At 32.3% G+C, this 20,170-nt stretch carries 19 protein-coding genes; 14 read left to right on the top strand and 5 right to left on the bottom strand.

Annotated elements, in window-relative coordinates; all coding sequences use genetic code 11:
• Nucleotides 1–26 precede the first annotated feature (26 nt).
• The 5 genes from N5D46_RS02800 to N5D46_RS02780 form a co-directional block, all read right to left on the bottom strand.
• On the bottom strand, nt 27–818 hold the full coding sequence (locus tag N5D46_RS02800; RefSeq protein WP_038332021.1) for a (Fe-S)-binding protein: 792 nt from the start codon (nt 816–818) through the stop codon (nt 27–29).
• A gap of 39 nt (nt 819–857) precedes the next feature.
• A complete protein-coding gene (locus N5D46_RS02795) occupies nt 858–1,286 on the bottom strand; it encodes a phosphoheptose isomerase (protein ID WP_115001477.1) in 429 nt (142 codons plus the stop codon).
• Between the two features lie 71 nt (nt 1,287–1,357).
• Nucleotides 1,358–2,683 carry a (Fe-S)-binding protein gene (locus tag N5D46_RS02790; RefSeq protein ID WP_280049150.1) on the bottom strand — a complete coding sequence of 442 codons (1,326 nt, stop codon included), beginning with the start codon at nt 2,681–2,683 and terminating at the stop codon, nt 1,358–1,360.
• 54 nt (nt 2,684–2,737) lie between these two features.
• A complete protein-coding gene (locus N5D46_RS02785) occupies nt 2,738–3,712 on the bottom strand; it encodes an MlaD family protein (RefSeq protein ID WP_038332017.1) in 975 nt (324 codons plus the stop codon).
• Between the two features lie 59 nt (nt 3,713–3,771).
• Nucleotides 3,772–5,067 (bottom strand): N-acetylmuramoyl-L-alanine amidase, encoded by a 1,296-nt coding sequence (locus N5D46_RS02780; RefSeq protein WP_257467976.1) that lies wholly within the window; start codon nt 5,065–5,067, stop codon nt 3,772–3,774.
• 72 nt (nt 5,068–5,139) lie between these two features.
• Here N5D46_RS02780 and N5D46_RS02775 point away from each other — a divergent pair, with 72 nt between their 5' ends.
• The 14 genes from N5D46_RS02775 to N5D46_RS02710 all read left to right on the top strand — a co-directional run bounded on the left by N5D46_RS02775 (nt 5,140) and on the right by N5D46_RS02710 (nt 20,128).
• Nucleotides 5,140–7,752, top strand: coding sequence for a putative LPS assembly protein LptD (locus N5D46_RS02775; protein WP_280049128.1), 2,613 nt, complete (start codon nt 5,140–5,142; stop codon nt 7,750–7,752).
• Between the two features lie 12 nt (nt 7,753–7,764).
• On the top strand, nt 7,765–8,151 hold the full coding sequence (locus N5D46_RS02770) for a RidA family protein (protein ID WP_125348731.1): 387 nt from the start codon (nt 7,765–7,767) through the stop codon (nt 8,149–8,151).
• A gap of 9 nt (nt 8,152–8,160) precedes the next feature.
• Nucleotides 8,161–8,637 (top strand): hypothetical protein, encoded by a 477-nt coding sequence (locus N5D46_RS02765; RefSeq protein ID WP_125348729.1) that lies wholly within the window; start codon nt 8,161–8,163, stop codon nt 8,635–8,637.
• 9 nt (nt 8,638–8,646) lie between these two features.
• A complete protein-coding gene (pdxA, locus tag N5D46_RS02760; RefSeq protein ID WP_125348727.1) occupies nt 8,647–9,720 on the top strand; it encodes a 4-hydroxythreonine-4-phosphate dehydrogenase PdxA in 1,074 nt (357 codons plus the stop codon).
• Between the two features lie 72 nt (nt 9,721–9,792).
• Nucleotides 9,793–10,374, top strand: a complete 582-nt coding sequence (locus tag N5D46_RS02755) for a DUF177 domain-containing protein (RefSeq protein ID WP_125348725.1) — start codon at nt 9,793–9,795, stop codon at nt 10,372–10,374.
• A 55-nt stretch (nt 10,375–10,429) separates the two neighbouring features.
• Entirely contained in the window at nt 10,430–10,627 is a 198-nt protein-coding gene (gene rpmF / locus N5D46_RS02750) for a 50S ribosomal protein L32 (RefSeq protein ID WP_019975824.1), read from the top strand.
• A gap of 125 nt (nt 10,628–10,752) precedes the next feature.
• The gene (gene accB / locus N5D46_RS02745; protein ID WP_125348723.1) at nt 10,753–11,235 is read left to right on the top strand and encodes an acetyl-CoA carboxylase biotin carboxyl carrier protein; all 483 of its coding nucleotides are present in this window, start codon (nt 10,753–10,755) and stop codon (nt 11,233–11,235) included.
• Nucleotides 11,236–11,255: 20 nt separating this feature from the next.
• On the top strand, nt 11,256–12,620 hold the full coding sequence (accC, locus tag N5D46_RS02740) for an acetyl-CoA carboxylase biotin carboxylase subunit (RefSeq protein ID WP_038332000.1): 1,365 nt from the start codon (nt 11,256–11,258) through the stop codon (nt 12,618–12,620).
• 279 nt (nt 12,621–12,899) lie between these two features.
• Nucleotides 12,900–14,219, top strand: coding sequence for a trigger factor (locus N5D46_RS02735; protein ID WP_280049127.1), 1,320 nt, complete (start codon nt 12,900–12,902; stop codon nt 14,217–14,219).
• 50 nt (nt 14,220–14,269) lie between these two features.
• A complete protein-coding gene (clpP, locus tag N5D46_RS02730) occupies nt 14,270–14,935 on the top strand; it encodes an ATP-dependent Clp endopeptidase proteolytic subunit ClpP (protein WP_038331995.1) in 666 nt (221 codons plus the stop codon).
• Between the two features lie 239 nt (nt 14,936–15,174).
• Nucleotides 15,175–16,323 carry an ATP-dependent Clp protease ATP-binding subunit ClpX gene (gene clpX, locus N5D46_RS02725; RefSeq protein ID WP_038331992.1) on the top strand — a complete coding sequence of 383 codons (1,149 nt, stop codon included), beginning with the start codon at nt 15,175–15,177 and terminating at the stop codon, nt 16,321–16,323.
• 90 nt (nt 16,324–16,413) lie between these two features.
• On the top strand, nt 16,414–18,516 hold the full coding sequence (locus tag N5D46_RS02720; protein ID WP_280049126.1) for a T9SS sorting signal type C domain-containing protein: 2,103 nt from the start codon (nt 16,414–16,416) through the stop codon (nt 18,514–18,516).
• 8 nt (nt 18,517–18,524) lie between these two features.
• Complete coding sequence (locus N5D46_RS02715) at nt 18,525–18,773, top strand: hypothetical protein (protein WP_125348717.1); 249 nt, start codon at nt 18,525–18,527, stop codon at nt 18,771–18,773.
• 59 nt (nt 18,774–18,832) lie between these two features.
• Nucleotides 18,833–20,128, top strand: coding sequence for a TlpA disulfide reductase family protein (locus N5D46_RS02710; protein ID WP_280049125.1), 1,296 nt, complete (start codon nt 18,833–18,835; stop codon nt 20,126–20,128).
• Nucleotides 20,129–20,170: the final 42 nt, after the last annotated feature.

Below are 20,170 nucleotides of genomic sequence, written 5' to 3'. Positions count from 1 at the left end.
TTTTTATATTATTTTTATAAATTCGATTATAAATCTTTCGCTTCCATAATCAATTCAGCTAAGTCTTTTACCATAACCGTTGATTCTTTTTCGAAGTGTTTTACACCGTCTGTCATCATTGTATTACAAAATGGACAACCTGTTGCGATAATGTGCGGCTCTTTCTCTAAAGCCTCTTCTGTACGTTCTACATTGATGTCTTTGTTTCCTTTTTCTGGTTCTTTGAACATCTGCGCTCCACCAGCACCACAACATAATCCACGTGTTTTGCAACGTTTCATTTCGACTAATTCGGCATCTAATTTTTCGATTAATTCACGAGGCGCTTCATACACATCGTTACCGCGACCTAAATAACAAGGATCGTGGAAAGTGATTCGTCTTCCTTTGAATGTTTCAGAACCTTCTAATTTCAATTTACCTTCGTTGATTAACTGTTGTAAATATTGAGAATGATGCAAAACCTCATACTCTCCACCTAAACTTGGATATTCATTTTTCAACGTATTGAAACAATGTGGACAAGTTGTAACGATTTTTTTCACTTCGTAAGCATTCAGAACTTCAATATTCATCATAGCTTGCATTTGGAAAACAAATTCGTTACCAGCACGCTTTGCAGGATCACCTGTACACGATTCTTCTGTTCCTAAAACGGCGAATTCTACGCCAATATTATTTAAAATTTTAACGAATGCTCGTGTTATTTTTTTAGCTCTGTCATCAAAACTTCCGGCGCAACCAACCCAAAACAAAACTTCTGGTTGTTTGCCTTCGGCCATATATTGAGCCATTGTTTTAACTGTAATATTTGACATATTTTTTTGTAGTCTTTGTGTTATTTGAATGGATTTGGTTTAATGTTTTCCATCATCAAAAACTTGAATCGAAACATTTTTTTCTACCAAATCTGTAAATTTACCATTGTATCGTGTTGCTTTTACTAAATGGTTGTCTACCCAATGATAATTTCCTCCACGAGGTTTTCCCATTAAAAGTCCATGATATTTGAAACCATGTTTTTTCAACCAAATTTCTGTGTACTCACGATGTTCTTCTGTACGTGATGTAAAAAATGTGATAATATGCCCTTCGTCGTACCATTTGTTTAACGTTACCAAAGCATCAGGATATAACTCCGCAGTTAGCATACGTTCTGGTTCTTCATTTGGAATATCATCGCAAATTGTTCCATCAATGTCAATTAAATAATTTTTAACATTTTCTGGTAAAATAGGACTTACTCTTTCTCCGTTTTCAATTTTTTCCTCTAAGAAATTTTCCATGTGTGCTGTGTTTGTGTGTTATGTACAAAAATTAATAGTTCTTTGAGAATGAGTAATTGTATTTTACAATTTTAATCGTTTGCCCAATTCAATCTATCCGCATTGTTAAATTGCCAAGGAGCTCCATTGTTTTCGACATTTGTCATCATCATGTTCAACTCGTTTGGTGCAGCAGATTGTTCCATTACCAAATAACGACGCAAATCAACAATAATTGATAACGGATCGATATTTACTGGACAAGCCTGTGTACATGCATTACAAGATGTACATGCCCATAATTCTTCTGGCGAAATGTAATCGTTGACAAGCATTTTACCATCATCTACAAAACTTCCGTTTATATCGATGTTTTTACTTACTTCTTCTAAACGATCGCGCGTATCCATCATAATTTTTCGAGGAGATAATTTTTTTCCTGTCAAATTTGCTGGACATTCAGACGTACAACGTCCACACTCCGTACATGTGTAGGCATTCAGTAATTGTACTCTGTTTAAATCAAAAATATCTTTTGCTCCAAATGTTTCTGGCTCTCCCTGTGGTTCGGCAGGTGCTGCGTAAGGATCTGCATTTGGATCCATCATCATTTTTACCTCATCTGTTACAGATTGTAAATTATTGAATTCTCCTTTTGGTTCTAACTTAGAAAACCATGTGTTTGGAAAAGCCAAAATGATGTGTAAATGTTTTGAATAATACAAATAATTTAAGAAAAAGAAAATTCCGATGATATGAAACCACCAAGCTGCTCTTTCTATAATTGTAATAAATGTGATGTCGTTGAATTGACTAATAATTGGTGCTGTTAACCAAGAAGAAATTGGAAAAGATCCTGTTTCGATATAATGAGGTGCACCCATTTTTTGTAACACTTGATCTGCACCATTCATTGTAAATAAAGCCAACATAAATGCAACCTCCATAATTAGGATATAATTAGCATCGTCTTTTGCCCAGCCTTTCATTTCTGGTTTCCAAAAACGTCCAACTTTTACAAAGTTTCTTCTACAGAAGAAAATGATACACGAAACCATCACCAAAAAGGCTAAAATCTCGAAAAACCCTATCATTCCGTTATAGAAACCTCCTAAGAAACTTAGAATACGGTGTGTTCCGAATACACCATCGATGATAATTTCTAATACTTCGATATTGATTAAAACAAATCCTACATAAACAAAAACATGTAGAATACCAGCAAGAGGACGAACAGTCATTTTACCTTGTCCTAAAGCCACACGAGCCATCGTTTTCCACCTTTCCGCAGGATGATCGAAACGATCTATTTCTTTCCCTAATTTGATGTTACGTATAAGTTTCTTTACGTTTTGCGCAAAGAACCAAATACTTCCTATCATAATTAGAAGAAAGATTACATTTGGAATGTACTTCATCATTTTTTATTAGTCTTTTTGTGAGTTTTGAGTATTTAAATTTTAGTTTTGATTTTATGGCTGAACTGGTTGCTTTTTACCAAAAACAGAGATGTTCACATAACGACTTGGGTTTTTCTTTAAGTCTGTTACCAATTCATTCATATTTTTGATTGTTGCTTCAAGTTCGTTAGCAAGCGTTTCATCTTTTGCTAATTTTCCTAAAGAACCTTTTCCATTATTCATATCTTCTAACAATGTATTTAAGTTTTTAGACGCATTTTCAAAATTCTTAATCACTTGATCTAATTCTAACGCGTTTAATTTATCCGCAGTTTTTCCAAATTTGTCAACCGTAGCTTTTGCAGAAGCCATTGTAGCACTTGCATTGTTAAGCGTTGTGTTCAATGTCTTTTCGTTTGTTTTGATCAAATTATTTGCACTATTTGATGTTGCAGTCAACGATTGCGCTGTTTTGTCGAACGAATCAATTGTATGATTCAAGTTTCTCAACATTGCTTTAATATCTTGTTGAGTTGACGGATCCAAAACATTGTTTACACTTCCTAATGTTTGATTAAAACTTAATAAAACACTATCTAACTTTGCTTGTGTTGGCGTTAATTGTTTCGTCAAACCATCTAACATTCCGCCTGCAATACGACCTTGTAAATAATCACCATCTTTTGCTACATCTGGTCCATAGTCTAATAAAAGTCTAACTTCTGGTCCAGACATAATTCCTGGTTCGTAAATTTCTGCAATTGTTTTTTTCGAAAATTGAATATCTTTTTCGACAGAAATCACGACTTCAAAATAGATAGGTTTTGCAGTATCTATAATTTTAATTTCTTTCACCTGACCAACTCTCAAACCGTTTACAGAAACAGGTTTAGAAGGAGCTAATCCGCTTACATTTTCGTATTTTACAGTAAACAAACGTCCTGATGAAAAAATATTTTGACCTTTTAAGAAATTGAATAGCATGAAAAAACCTACTAAGGTTAAGATGGTAACAACTCCTATTTTTAATTCTTTAGATAACTTCACTTGTTATGATTTTATGCAAAAATAAAATTTAATTTGTAAAGAAACATTTTATATTACGTTTACATTGGTTCTTCACCATTAAATGTAACGATAAAGGCGTTTCTAAAACCTTTGTCTTGTACTTGTTTCAATGTTTTTTGAGCAGATTCCATTGTTTTATCAGAGCCATAATAATATTTCTGAAGTCCACCTTCTTTTACTCGCAACACATTTGTCAATCCATTAAATTTTTCGTCTTTGTCTTTATATTTTTTATTTGATGTCATAAACTGAACACGATAATTTTTACCACCTTCTAATTTTTTATTCGTTTCAAATTCTACAATTTTTGCACCAGAAAATCCTTTACGTTTTACCGTTTGCAACAAATCATCTGCACGAGATTGTAAATCTGTTTCTCCGTAATAATACACGTAATTATCACCTTCCTGAATTACATCTAAATCTGTTAAACCTCTTAATTGCGGCGAAGTTGAAGAAAATTTCATTTTAGATTCCATTACCCTTACCTTCAATTTTTTTCCTTCTACAGGTTTTTCAACTTTTTTAACTGGCTTAGGTTTTTCATCCTCGTCCTCTACTCCACTTCTACGGTCATATTCTTTTTTGAATTGTTTAAAAGCTTCATAAATTGTAGTCGTCGTTTTATCTTTTCCTTCGTCTGATGCTAAAAATGTTCCTTCATCATAATTCGAAATAAATCCTAACTCTACCAAAACAGAAGGAGAAGCATTTCCTCTCAACACGTGAAAATTTGCTTGTTTAACACCTCTACTTTTTCTGAAATCACGATTTACGAAACCTTTTTCTACCAAATCTGCAAAACGAATAGATTGTTCTTTATAAGCTGCATTCATAATCTCAAAAGCGATAACCGCTTCCGGATCATTTGGATTAAATTTTTCGTAACGTTCTTGATCTTTCTCTAAAAACACAACCGAGTTTTCACGTTTAGAAACTTCATCTGTTTCGTTAGATCGTTTCAATCCCATTACAAATGTTTCTGTTCCCGTTGCGCTTTTGTTATCAGCCGAATTACAGTGAATCGAGACAAATAAATTCGCATGATTATCATTTGAAATTCGTGTACGTTCCCATAATTCTAAAAAAATATCTGTATCACGTGTTAAAACAACTTTAACATCTTTGTGATTTTTCTTAATTAATTCCGCCAATCTTTTCGAAACATCTAACGTGATATTCTTTTCATAATCAGCGACTCCCCTTGCTCCAGCATCATGTCCACCATGACCAGCATCAATAACAATTACAAAATTTTGCTTTTTTTGTGCAAATGAAAATGTAGAAAATACCATCATCATCGCAAAAAATAAATACTTTTGTATGTTAATCATTTTTAAACTCATACTATAGGTTTGTTTTTTTGATTAATTTTGACGCAATTTATAAAAAATAAGTTTTTCAATTTGTTTACAAAGGCAATTAAATCGATTTTATTTTTTAGTCCAGTTATGGTTTGCACCGTTTCTTTTGGACAAGTTAAGCAAAATAATAACGATAAAGATCACTCTAAGATAGTTTCTGATTCTGTGAAATTAGATACTATTATCCCTGTAAAAGAGAAATTAGAGTTTGTGGTAGAGCACAATTCCGAGGACGAAATACATAATCGTAAAAAACGTATGACTTACCTTTTGCGTAAGGCACATGTAGTTTACGGCGATATGACTATTGATGCAGATTATATCGAACTAAATTGGGATACAGGTGATGTATATGCCGAAGGTAAGCGCGATTCTATTGGGAATATTATTGAAAAAACTAAGTTTACACAAGGTCAACAAGAAATTTTGCAAGATGCTTTCAAAGTAAATTTCAAAACGAAAGTTGGAATTGCATATAACATTCGCATGACGCAAGAAGATGGAATCATCATTGCTGATAAAGCGAAGCGTGTCAATGATTCGGTAATGTTGTTAAAACGTGCCGATTTTACAACGGATACTTATTTTAAGGAAGGAAAAGATACTCGACCAGATTATTTTCTTCGTGCCAAAGAAGGAAAAATGATTGATAAAAATGGTAAAAAAACATTGATTACCGGACCTATCAATATGTGGATTTATGACGTACCAACACCATTAGCATTACCATTTGGGTACATCCCAGCGATGGGCGCAAAACGTGCCGCAGGTATTTTGATGCCTCGCCCAGGTGAGCGTACAAATCTTGGTTTCTTTATCGAAGATTTAGGGTTTTATGTTCCATTTGGAGATAATTTCGATTTAAAACTTTCGGGAGATGTTTATACAAAAGGTAGTTGGGCTGCTAGAGCCGAGTCTACCTATAAAAAACGTTATAAATACAATGGACGACTTGCAGCGAATGTAGAAAATCGCTTAACTGGTATCAAAGGTCTTACCGAAGGTTCTAATGCGTTTTCTAAACAAAATATGTTTGGTGTAATGTGGTCGCATAGCCAAGACCCAAAAGCAAATCCATATTGGCTGTTCAATGCCAACGTTAACTTTTCGAGTTCGAAATATTACCGTGAATCTGTACGAAATCAATACATCAATACTGGACAAGTTTTTACAAACAACGTTAACTCGTCTATCAACTTAACAAAAAACTTTGAGAATGCACCTCTAACAGCTCAATTGAGTATGTCTCACTCTCAAAACTATAATACTGGAGATATTAACATTGCATTTCCTCGTTTCAATTTGACAATGTCTCGTATTTTCCCTTTTGCAAAGAAAAATATGCCAAAAGAAGGTTTAATTCAAAATCTTGGTTTAACATATAGTATGCAAGCCGGAAATGAAGTTAACACCAACGACAAAGATATTTTTACAGATAAAATGTGGAAAGATCAAATGCGAATGGGTGCGAATCACAAAATTGGTTTGCAAACAGGTATTACACTTGCTAATTATTTCCCATTAACACTTTCTTCTGACTATAATGAAGTTTGGGGTGATAATCGTTTGATTAAAAATTACAATTCTGTTAACGGAAAAGTAGAAGATACAACATTGAAAGGATTCAATTCTTATCGAACATTTAATTTCAATGCTTCTGTTTCAACAAATATTTATGGATTATATCTTAATCCAAATAAAGATGCTAAGATTTTAGGAATTCAGCACGTGATTACACCATCTATTGGTTATAGTTATACGCCGGATTTCCAAAGTCAATCTTGGGGATATTACAAAGCTTATCAAAACCAAAATCAAGAAGAAGTTTGGTACAATCAATATCAAAACATGTTGTATGGTGTATCAATTCCTGGTTTGACAAATTCATTAAACTTTGGAATTTCGAACAACTTAGAGATGAAAGTAAAAGATGTAAATGACCCGAAAGGTTTCAAAAAAGTAAAGATATTTGAATATTTACGTTTGAGTTCATCTTATAACTTCTCTGCAGATGAATTTAAACTTTCTCCAATCAGTATTAACGGAATGACATCTTTGTTTGATAGAAAAGTAAACGTACAATTTTCGTCAACTGTTAATCCATATAAAATTCAACGTTACATGAATGCTGAAGGAAGTGAAGTTGCTCAATACATTGATGAACTTGGCTTAGGAAATCTTCGTATTTCGAATATGACATTAGGAACTGGTTATACATTTGACAATAGTACATTTGGCGGAAAACGTTTCGATGCCAAGAACTATAAAAAACGTGGAACAGTTCGTGATGAAAATTTCTATTATGACAGCGATAATTATGCGCAATTTGCTATTCCTTGGAGTTTAACAGCTAATTTAAGTTATAATTATAGCAAAGGAACAGAACGAAAAGGAAGTAGCACAGGTTCTATTGCAATGAATGGTAAAATTTCGCCAACACCATATTGGGCAATTTCTGCAAATGCAACTTACGATTTCATCAAAAGTGAAATAACTTATGTACGTTTTGGTTTTGAAAGAGATTTACGAAGCTTTACCTTATCATTCAACTGGACACCAATGGGAACATATAAAAGTTATGATTTCTTTATCGGAATCAAAGCATCAATCTTACAAGATTTAAAATACAACGATAGATCAAGACTTAATTACTAAAAAAATATTAATATGAAAAAACAAATCGTTCATACAGAAAAAGCACCACAAGCAATTGGACCTTATTCACAAGGTGTAAAATACAACGGATTTATTTACACATCAGGACAAATTCCTTTCAATGTAGAAAAAAATGAATTGGTTACAACAGGTATTCAAGATGAAGTTCATCAAGTAATGAAAAATGTAATTGCAATTTTAGAAGCTGGCGGAACAACAATTGACCAAGTTGTAAAAACAACAATTTTTGTTAAGGATTTGAATGATTTCAACGCAGTTAACGAAGTTTATGCTTCTTATTTTAATGACGAAAATTATCCTGCACGCGAATGTGTAGAAGTTGCTCGTTTACCACGCGACGTAAATGTTGAAATTTCTGTAATCGCTATTGCAGACTAATAAAATATTATGCTAAAAGACAAAACTGTATTAAGAAACACAATTGCTGTAATAGTAGGATTAGCTGTTATCTACGCTATCATACAATTTGGTCTTATATACAACGCGGATAGATTGGGATGGGACAACAAAGTTTTTCCGGAATGGAGACACATCATCAAATACTTTTCGCACCAAGAAGGAAAAAAATTCGAAGTTCAATTTTTTGGATCAATGCTCGCAATTAGTGGAATTGCAGCTTTAGTTGGAGGTGTTATAACAGCACTTATCGTAAGAAGAGCTAAACAAGCTTACACGATGTTTGTAGGTTTTATTGTGTTAATCGTTGCATTAGGCGACGTTCTTATCACGCCTTATCACCCAACTTGGTACGAAATTGCGATCTGTCCAGTTTTATTCTTTTCATCATGGATTGGAGGTTTAATTGTAGATTTAATTTACAAAAGATTTTTAAAAAAATACAAACCATCCAGCCAATCATATTAAACTAACATTATGTCTGAAAAAGATAGAAAAATTAGAGTTGCCATCTCGATTGGTGATTATAACGGAATCGGAATTGAGGTTATCTTAAAAACCTTACAAGAAAAAGAAATAACAGAGTTTTTTACGCCTGTTATTTTCGGTTCAACCAAATTATTATCGTATCAAAAAGATCGTTTAAAATTTGACCGAATCAATTTTCAAGGTATTCAAGATGCGAATCAAATTGTAGACGGAAAAATCAATGTGGTTAATCTTTGGAAAGATCAAATTGATGTACATTATGGTAAAGTAACCAAAGAAGCTGGTGAACACGCTTATCAATCATTAAAAGCGGCTGCAAAATCTGTTTCAGATGGTTTTACTGATGTTTTGGTAACGGCTCCAATTAATAAAGATAATATTCAGTCCGAAGAATTTCATTTCCCAGGTCATACCGAATATTTAGGAGAAATTTGGGGAGGAAAACCTTTGATGTTCTTAGTTTCAGAAAAATTGAGAGTTGGTTTAGTAACGCAACATATTCCAATTAGCGAAGTTGCAAAACAAATTAATCCAAAATCTGTTTATGCAAAAATTCAACAAATTCATAAAAGTTTGATTGAAGATTACGCCATCGAAAAACCAAAAATTGCAGTTTTAGGTCTTAATCCTCATGCAGGTGACAATGGTCTGTTAGGATCAGAAGAAAAAGAAATTATTTCGCCAGTTATCGAGCGTTGCATTAACGAAAATCAATTAGTTTTTGGACCTTATTCGGCAGATAGTTTTTTCAATCCAAGTAATTTAGACGCTTTTGATGCGGTTTTGGCCATGTATCACGATCAAGGATTGGTGGCATTCAAAACAATTAGTTTTGATGAAGGCGTTAATTATACAGCTGGATTAAAATTTGTACGAACTTCGCCAGATCATGGTGTGGCTTACGACATCGCAGGAAAAGGAATTGCAAACGAAGAATCATTTAAGGAAGCTATTTTTTCAGCGATCGAATTATATAAAAATCGAAACGAATACCAAGAGCTAACAAAAAATGTATTGCAACATATCCATCTAAAATTAGAAAAAGGCGATAATAAAGAATAAAAATTTAAAATAAGTTGCAAAGAGCTATTAATTTTAAATAAATTAGATTATCTTTGCACACCTTTTTGTGGTATGGACAAGTTAAAAAATTATAATATTGTATTTACAAGCTTGCCTTTTGGTAAGAGTGATTTTACATTCGAATTATCACAATCGTTCTTTGATTTATTTGAAATTGAGCAAGATTTTGACAATCCTAATTTAATTGCAACAATTATTTTAGATAAAAAATCAACAATGCTTGAGTTAGAAATCAGCTTAAAAGGAGACATTACAGTCCCTTGTGATTTGACTGGAGAATTGTTTCAACAAGAAATTTCAAATAATGCAGAATTAATTGTTAAATTTGGAAACGAGTTTGACGATACTGATTTTGAAATGTGGGTAATTCCAAGAGAGGAATACCAAATCAACGTTGCGCAAGTTCTTTATGAATTGGCAATGTTATCAGTACCAACAAAACGAATTCATCCCGATGTCTTGAATGGCAAAAGCGATTCTGAAATGATTGAATTGTTAGACCAATACAGCATTTACGAATTAGACGAAGATGAAGAATACGAGCATTACGATGAAGACAACAACAATGATGACGATGACGATAATAACGACATTGATCCTCGTTGGGCAAAATTGAAAGATTTGAAACCTTAATTGGTTTTTATTATTAAAATAAATTATAGAAATAAAGAAAAAAAAGTAGTTAGATATGGCACATCCTAAGAGAAGACAGTCGTCAACAAGAAGAGATAAACGTAGAACACACTACAAAATCGAAGCTCCACAATTAGCAATCGATAAAACAACAGGTGAAGCACATTTATATCACAGAGCTCACTGGTCTGACGGAAAATTATACTACAAAGGTAAAGTAGTATTAGAGAAAGTACAAGAAGTTACTGAATAATATAATCTTCGAAAGATTTTGAAGCTGTTTCTAAAAAGAAACAGCTTTTTTTATTTTTTTTTCAATACCTTTGAAATCGTTTTATAAAAAACAAACATAAAAGGTCAAATAAAAAACCGCATTATATGGACATTAAAGACATTCAAAATTTAATTAGATTCGTATCAAAAGCAGAAGTTGCTGAAGTAAGCATCAAACAAGATGACATCGAAATCAAAATCAAAACTTTAGCAAGCGTACCTGCACAAGTTGCATCTCAACAAATTTATGTACCACAAGCTCCTGTAGCTCCAATTGCCGCTCCTCAAGCGTCTGCAGCTGCACCAGCAAATAACTCTACAACATCAACAGAAGAAGAAAATAGTAATTTAATTACAGTTAAATCTCCTATGATTGGTACTTTCTACCGTGCTGCAGGACCAGGTAAAGAACCTTTTATCAATGTAGGTGATGCTATTGCTCCAGGTAAAGTTTTATGTATTGTTGAAGCAATGAAGCTATTCAACGAAATCGAATCAGAAGTTTCTGGAAAAATTGTAAAAATCTTAGTGGACGACGCTAGTCCAGTTGAGTACGATCAACCATTATTCTTAGTTGATCCAGCTTAATCAATTACATCTAAAAAATTATGTTTAAAAAGATATTAATCGCTAATAGAGGTGAAATTGCAATGCGTATTATACGTACTGCAAAAGAAATGGGAATCAAAACGGTTGCCGTTTACTCTAAAGCAGACGAGACTTCATTACACGTACGTTTCGCTGACGAAGCTGTGTGTATTGGTCCTGCTCCAAGTAAAGATTCGTACCTAAAAATGGCTAACATCATCGCGGCTGCAGAAATTACTGACGCGGATGCTATTCACCCAGGTTACGGGTTTTTATCTGAAAACTCAACTTTTTCTAAAATCTGTGCTTCTAACGGAATCAAATTCATCGGTGCTTCTGCAGAAAATATCGAGCGTATGGGAGATAAAGCCAATGCGAAAGCTACTATGAAAGAAGCTGGTGTTCCTGTAGTACCAGGTTCTGATGGTTTATTAGAAAGCTATGAGCAAGCCTTAGAAGTTGCGCGCGAAATTAAATACCCAGTTATGATGAAAGCTACTGCCGGTGGTGGTGGTAAAGGTATGCGTGCAATTTGGAAAGAAGAAGATTTATTACACGCATGGGAATCTGCTCGTACAGAAGCTGCTGCAGCTTTTGGTAACGACGGAATGTATATGGAAAAATTAATCGAAGAACCACGTCATATCGAGATTCAAGTTGCAAGTGACCAAAACGGTAAAGCTTGTCACTTATCAGAACGTGACTGTTCTATTCAACGTCGTAATCAAAAATTAGCAGAAGAAACCCCTTCTCCAATCATGACAGACGAATTACGTCAACGTATGGGAGATGCAGCAGTTAAAGCTTGTGAATATATAGGTTATGAAGGTGTTGGCACAATTGAATTCTTAGTTGACAAACACGGAGATTTCTACTTTATGGAAATGAATACTCGTATCCAAGTAGAGCATCCAATTACTGAGCAAGTAACAGGTTTCGATTTAATTCGTGAACAAATTATGTTAGCGGATGGTGAGCCAATCTCTGGTCAAAACTATTATCCAAACGGACATTCTATCGAGTGTCGTATCAATGCAGAAGATCCTTATAACGACTTCCGCCCTTCTCCAGGGAAAATTTCAAATATTAATATTCCTGGTGGTAACGGTGTTCGTGTTGATACACACGTTTATGCTGGATATACAATTCCACCAAATTACGATTCTATGATTGCAAAAATCATTGTTACTGCACAAACGCGTGAAGAAGCAATAGCAAAAATGAAACGTGCGTTAGGAGAATTCTATATCGAAGGTATCAAAACTACAATCCCTTTCCACTTACAGTTGATGGATAATCCAGATTTTATCGCGGGTAACTACACAACTAAATTTATGGAGGATTTTGTTTTTGACGAATCTTACGCAAATTACGGAGAATTATAAGAAATTAAATTTTCGAAATATTGAAAATCCAGAACGTATATTCTGGATTTTTTTATGTCATTGTGTCAGCAAAAATCAAATGGCTTAATTGTTGAAAATATCACCTCAGAAAAGTAGTAAATAATCAATTCAATCATTCCATCTAAAATCAAAATATCAAGTATTTGATAAGATTCCATCCGAATTGTTAATTTATAGTGAATGAATTGATTGTAATATTACTTTTTACTATTAAAAATCATTAATAATTTATACATTTGCACTCCAAATTTAAGGTAGATGAATATTACTAAAAATACAACAGACAAATTAAACGCAGTATTAACTGTAACTGTTGATAAGGCAGATTATCAAGAAAAAGTAGTTGATGTATTAAACCAATACAGAAAAACAGCTAACATCAAAGGTTTCCGTAAAGGACAAGTTCCAATGAGTTTTGTAAAAAAACAATACGAACAAGCTGTTATTTTTGATACAGTTAACGAAATTTTACAAAAAAGTGTATCTGAATACATCAACACAGAAAAATTAACAATCTTAGGAAATCCAGTTCCAGTAATGAAAGATGTTGATTGGGATGCTGATCAATTATCATTTGATTTCGAATTAGGATTAGCACCAGAATTTGATGTTGATTTATCTAAAGTAGAAGTTGAAAGCTACAAAGTAAAAGTTGCTGACGACGAAATCCAAAAATATGTAGATAATTTCGCTGCTCGTTTTGGATCATTAAAATCTTTAACTGAAGCTGAAGCTGAAGCTGTATTGAAAGTAGAAGCTGCTGTAGAAGGACAAGAAGCTAAACCAACATTTATCCGTTTAGAAGAATTGAAAGATGCTTCTGCATTTATCGGTAAAAAAGCTGGTGATGTTGTAGAAGTAAATTCTAACGATATTTTTGACACTGCTGAAGAAGCTGCACAACAATTGAACACAGAAGTTTCTGAAGAAGGAACTAACGTTACGTATACAATCAAAGAAATTAACAAAGCTGAAAAAGCTGAAGTTAACCAAGAATTATTTGATAAAGTTTATGGAGAAGGAGCTGTAGATTCAGAAGAAGCTTTCCGTAACAAAATCAAAGAAGAGTCAGAAAACATGTACAACAAAGAATCTGACAAACAAATTATCAATGATGTTGTAGCTAAATTATTAGATACAGTTCAATTTGATTTACCAACAGAATTTTTAACAAAATGGTTAATCACTTCTAACGAAAATGTAACTTCTGAAGAGCAAGCTAAAGAAGAGTTGGTAAAAATGGACAAAGGTTTACGTTACCAATTAATCGAAGCTAAAATTGCTGAAGTTAACAATGTAGAAGTAAATGCTGAGGAAGTAAAAGAAGCTGCTTTTGCTGCAATCAAAGATCAATTAAAAATGTACGGTCAAACTTCTATTCCAGAAGAAACATTACAACAAATTGCAATGTCTGCTTTACAGAATCAAGAAGAATACAACCGTTTATCATACCAAGTGTTTACAGACAAAATGTTAGACATCTTCAAAAACAATGTAAAATTGAACGAGAAAGAAGTAACATTTGACGAGTTTGTTGACATTATTACAGAAAAAAATAAAGAATTAGCAGAAGCTTAATCACTTCTAAAAAATTCTTTATACCTTTCATTTAAAATCTAAATTTAATAATGAAAAACGTAGGAGAAGAATTTAAAAAATATGCGCTGTTAGACAAAGGAATTAGCTCTTTACATATGGAGAGTTACATCCAAAATACAACGCCTTACATCGTTGAAGAAAGAAAATTGAACGTTGCACAAATGGACGTTTTCTCTCGTTTGATGATGGACAGAATCATCTTTTTAGGAACAGGTATCGATGATCAAATTGCCAATATTATTCAAGCGCAATTATTGTTCTTAGAAAGTGTGGATGCGACAAAAGACATTCAGATTTATGTTAACTCACCAGGTGGTGGTGTTTATGCAGGATTAGGAATTTACGACACAATGCAGTTAGTAAAACCAGACGTTGCAACAATTTGTACAGGAATGGCAGCTTCTATGGGAGCAGTTTTATTATGTGCAGGTGCAGCAGGAAAACGTTCGGCTCTTAAACATTCTCGCGTGATGATTCACCAACCTTTAGGAGGTGCTCAAGGACAAGCTACTGATATGGAAATTACATTAAAGGAAATCTTGAAATTGAAGAAAGAATTATACGATATTCTTGCAACTCATTCTGGTCAAACTTTCGAGCAAATCGAAAAAGATGGTGAACGTGATTACTGGATGACTTCACAAGAAGCAAAAGAATATGGAATGATTGACGAAGTTTTATTGCCTCGTAAATAATTTTAAATTCAATAAAAATACAAAAAAAGGATACTCAAAATTTTGAGTATCCTTTTTTTCGTTTACAAATACTTAAAATTTTGTAAAACAATAAGAATGAAATAAAAAAAAACAATAATCTAAATAAGGACAAAAATATCCACTTTTTTGATTTAATTTACATTTATAGAAATTAACAAATAATTTATTTTCTATCTAGAAGAAAATAAATACCTTTGCATCTTAATTAGTATAAAAAATTGGAAGAAAATAAGTGCTCTTTTTGCGGAAAAAGCAGAAACGAAGTAAATATTTTAGTGTCTGGAATCGACGGTAATATTTGTGATAATTGCATAGAACAAGCTCATGGTATAGTTTTAGAAGAATCGAAATTTAACGAAAATAACGATTTGATAAAACCATTAACGCTAAAATCTCCGAAAGAAATTAAAGAGTTTTTAGATGATTATGTGATAGGTCAAGATCAAGCAAAAAAAATATTATCTGTTGCAGTTTATAATCACTACAAAAGAATATTATTAGACAAAGAAAATGATGTTGAGATTGACAAATCGAACGTTATTTTAGTTGGAGAAACAGGAAGCGGAAAAACATTATTAGCAAAAACAATTGCTAAATTATTGAATGTTCCATTTGCAATTGTTGATGCAACCGTGCTTACAGAAGCTGGATATGTAGGAGAAGATGTGGAAAGTATTTTGACACGTCTTTTACAAGCTGCAGACTATAATGTAGAACTTGCCGAAAAAGGTATTGTTTTTGTGGATGAGATAGATAAAATTGCGCGTAAAAGTGACAATCCTTCTATCACAAGAGATGTATCCGGAGAGGGAGTACAACAAGCCTTATTAAAAATATTAGAAGGTACAGTTGTGAATGTTCCACCAAAAGGAGGACGTAAACATCCTGATCAGAAATTTATAGAAGTCAATACAAAAGATATTTTATTTATAGCGGGAGGAGCTTTTTCCGGAATTGAAAAGCATATTGCAGATCGTTTGAAAAAACATGTGATTGGTTTCAAAAATGAAGATCAAAAAGAAATTGAAAACCTGTTGGATGAAGTAAATGCCCAAGATTTGAAAAACTTTGGTATCATTCCAGAATTAATTGGACGTTTACCAATCATCACTTATCTAAAAGCATTGGACAAAGAAGCAATGAGAGCAATTTTAACAGAACCTAAAAATTCTCTTATTAAACAGTATACAAAACTTTTTTCTTTAGATGGAAAAGAGCTTGTAGTCACGGATGAAACATTGAATAAGATTGTAGATCGTGCAAATGAATTGGGATTAGGCGCTCGTGGATTGAGAGCTGTTTCGGAAGAAATTTTCACGGATTTAATGTATGATATAAAAGATTTACCAGAGAAAGTTATAATATAATTAATTGTATAGTAACTTTTTAATAAAAGTTACTATATTTGTAACGAAATTACTCGTTAATTTTAAAAACCTACCAAAATAACATAATTTATGAAAAAGAATCTACTTGCTTTATTCGCACTAGGTGCGATATATAATGCATCAGCGCAAAACACATATATAAAAGATGCTGTAGTAGTAAAGGTTAATCCTAATACCTTATTCTATAACGGAGGAAATGTAAGTGTTACTACAGATGTTGCTGGAGGAACTACAGAAAAAATAATTAACGAAGGAAATATCCAAATACAAGGTGGTTTTACAAATGGAAACACTAGTGGTAAAAACTTTGTTAATCGATATGGTGTTGGTACAGGAAGTACTCATTATGGTCAATTGATTATAAATCAAAATCAAACGACTTCGGTAACTGGTAGAGTTCTTATGGAAAGAATAAAACCGGATCAAACTGCAAATGACGAATATGTTTTGTCTTTGCCTTTTAAAAATATCACAGCAAAAGAGGTTATCAACTCTTTATCAAACAATATTTTTAAGGGGGATTGTGCTGTTAATGTAGATTGTGGTGGTAATAAAAGATATTTACAGTCTTTATTGGTTTGGGATACCCGAGAGACAGAATATGACGCTGTTGATAATAACTACACGATTGAACCTTATAAAAGATATTTATTAAACCTGAGAAATAACACCAATATTTATAATGCATTAAATGCTTTAGGAAGTGCTACTAAAATTGGTCTTGCCGGTATTCCGAGTAATGAAACTATTTCTCAATTGAACATTAAATCAGGATGGGCTAAAAATGCCAATTATGCTGATTTAACATATGGTCAATGGAAAAATAAAATAAATAATTACAACCAGTCATATGACACTTATTTAGGTAACCAAAACAATAATAATGATGCCAATCAGCTTTATGGTAAAAACCTTCATCGTTTCGGAAATCCATATACTTCAAATTTAGATTTATCTAATGTAAAAATTGGAGAGTCATGGATTACATTTAATATACCATCAGGTAACGATAAAGGTCCTACTGAAGTGTACACGAATTCATTAAGATTCCAAGTCTTTAAAATTGCAAATGGTTATACTATAACGTGGAATGAACAAAATGGTAATACCAGTACAGCAGGTCCTAACACTTTAGTTAGCGCATATTTGAGCAGCAATGGAACAAATTATTTTTGGACTGGAAACTGGCAAGCATTATTGATTAAACCATATGAAACTTTTTATGTAGACTATTATACATTAAATAGAAATGCTTCTGGAAATGGAAGCCGTATAGTTACTTCTAATCTAAGATTAAAAGATTCGAATAAAACTTTCGCATATGATTATTCTGGTGTTACTCCTGTTGGAGATGGAGGCCTTCCTGGTGTTTTTAGTAGATCAAGTGAAAAAAACTCAGTTGAAAGTCTATTAAACAATGAAGAATTAAAAGCAAAAGGTTTAGTTACAGATTTCGATTTTACTCAATTAGAATTGTATTTAAGTCAAGAAAATACAATCCAAGGAAGTCCTGCTTATTTGTTGAATGCAAATTTTATGCAAACAGGTAACTCAACAACAGCAAACACTGTAGATAACCCAATATTTTTCTATGAAGAAGATAACTCAGGTAATATATTAACGAATGTACAAACTATATCTAACTCATTTAATAATGAAGATTATGTTGGAAAACCTTTAAGAGTTGGGTTTAATAATTTGGAAGTTGGTAAAAAATATCAATTAAACCTTAATTTATATGAATATTCTATCTTAAATAAAGTAAAAGATTTAAAATTAGGAAAATATTTCCTACACGATAAACTTACAGACAAAATTATAGATATTAACGAAACAACAGAATTATCTTTTATAGCTGACGATAAAATTAATGATCGTTTTGAATTCTATTGGAATGAATTACCAAAAACACTAGGTACAAATGATTTGAATAGTGCAAAAGCTACCTATTTATATACAAATAATGGAAGTCAGTTTGTTAAATTTGAGCAAAGTAATACTACCGCTGATATTGCAATTTTTGATTTAACAGGCCGTCAAATATTTTATAAAACAAATATTTCTACAAATTCAGATTATAAATTAAACCTTAACAATATTCCAAATGTATATGTGGTTAAGATTGTATATAAAGACGGTAAAACTGTAACTAAAAAAACCATTAACAAATAAACCTAGCTATGAAAAAATTACTAAAAATTAACCTATTCTTTTTATTTGTTTTCATTATTAATATATCTGTTAACGCTCAACCTCCAAATCCTTGTGACTCAGGTTGGGATGATTGTAATGAAAACGGAGGTAACACAGGAAATGGGGATGGTACCAGAAAAGTTCCTATTGACGATTATGCTCCTCTATTAGTAATTACAGCGGTAACAATTGCCGGAATAATTTCTTATAGACAAAGACAACTAATTAAAAAATAAATTCATAATTTTAAACCTCAATCGTTTTGATTGAGGTTTTTTTTATATCAAAATAAATTATGAAAAATAAATTTATAGTACCATTAGTTGTTTTAGGTAGCTCGGTATTTGGCCAATTTAATGTTTCTGGACAAATAGAAAATTATGCTAACAAACCTGTTTTGGTTAAGATTTTCGAGAATGCCGAAATGAAATTAATCAACAATGCGATTACTGACAACAATGGAAATTTCTCTGTAAAAGTTCCGAAAGCATACAATGGTTTTGTACGTATTGATTTACCAACTGGAGAAAATCTTTCGTTATTAACAGATAACAAAAATCTAAAATTCAAAACGGTAAGTGGACAAGAAATGTCTTCTAAGCTTGAAATTTTAGAGGGAAATACACAAAAAGAATACAATAAAGTTTTAGCTCTTCAACCATTAAATGAAATTCAGAACCAAGTTTTTCCTTATTTAATGCAAATGTATAAACCGACTGACGAGTTTTATACAGCAATGGTAAAAGAAGATAAACGAATAAAAGAGTTGAAACGTAACGAAAATTTCTCACCATTAATTACCTATATTAATGAGTTGAATGATTTGAAACAAAAAGCTCAAACAAATAAAGATACTGAAACCCTAAATGAAATTGTAAATCATTTTGTAAAAGATGATGTACGATTGGAGCAATCTGGAATCTTTAATGATTTAGTTTTTGCTTATATTAATGGAAAATTAGCTGTTGCTAACAATCAAGATGTAGAAGGAAATTTAATTGCTGCTACAGACGAAATTTTGGTTAAAACAGATATCAAAACAACAAGAGGTCAAAATGTATTGACAACTATCTTAAACTTTGTTCCTGAAAAAGAATATGCAAATTTTCATAAAAAATACGTAGATAAAGTAAAAGGTTTGACTTCTAACGTAACAGATCAATTGAAAAAGAAAGTAGGACAAAGCGCTTCTATGCAAGCAGGAAGTAAAGTTCCAAATATCACTTTTCCTCAACCTATTAACGGAAAAAAATCGTTGTATGATATCAAAGCAGATCAAAAATTAATTGTTTTCTGGGCTTCTTGGTGTCCTGCTTGTCAACAAGAGATCCCGCATATTAAAGAGTTTTACAAGAACTTTAAATCAAAAGGCGGAGAAATTGTTGCCATTTCTTTAGACTACGATCAAACAGCGTTTAATAGCGCTACAAAAGATTTACCTTGGTACAATTATACTGATCTTTTGAGATGGGATTCACCAATCGCAGCTGAGTTTGGAATAGAGTCTACTCCTACTCTAATTTTGGTTGATAAAGACAACAAATTAATTAAGAAAGTTCATCATATTTCTGAGTTAGAAGTATCGAAATAATAACGAAAAAGCTACATTGATTTTCAATGTAGCTTTTTTATT

This window comes from Empedobacter sp. GD03865, assembly GCF_029840775.1.
Taxonomy (GTDB): domain Bacteria; phylum Bacteroidota; class Bacteroidia; order Flavobacteriales; family Weeksellaceae; genus Empedobacter; species Empedobacter falsenii_B.
The sequence above is the reverse complement of the archived record's forward strand: the minus strand, read 5'-3'. Positions and strand labels throughout refer to the sequence as shown.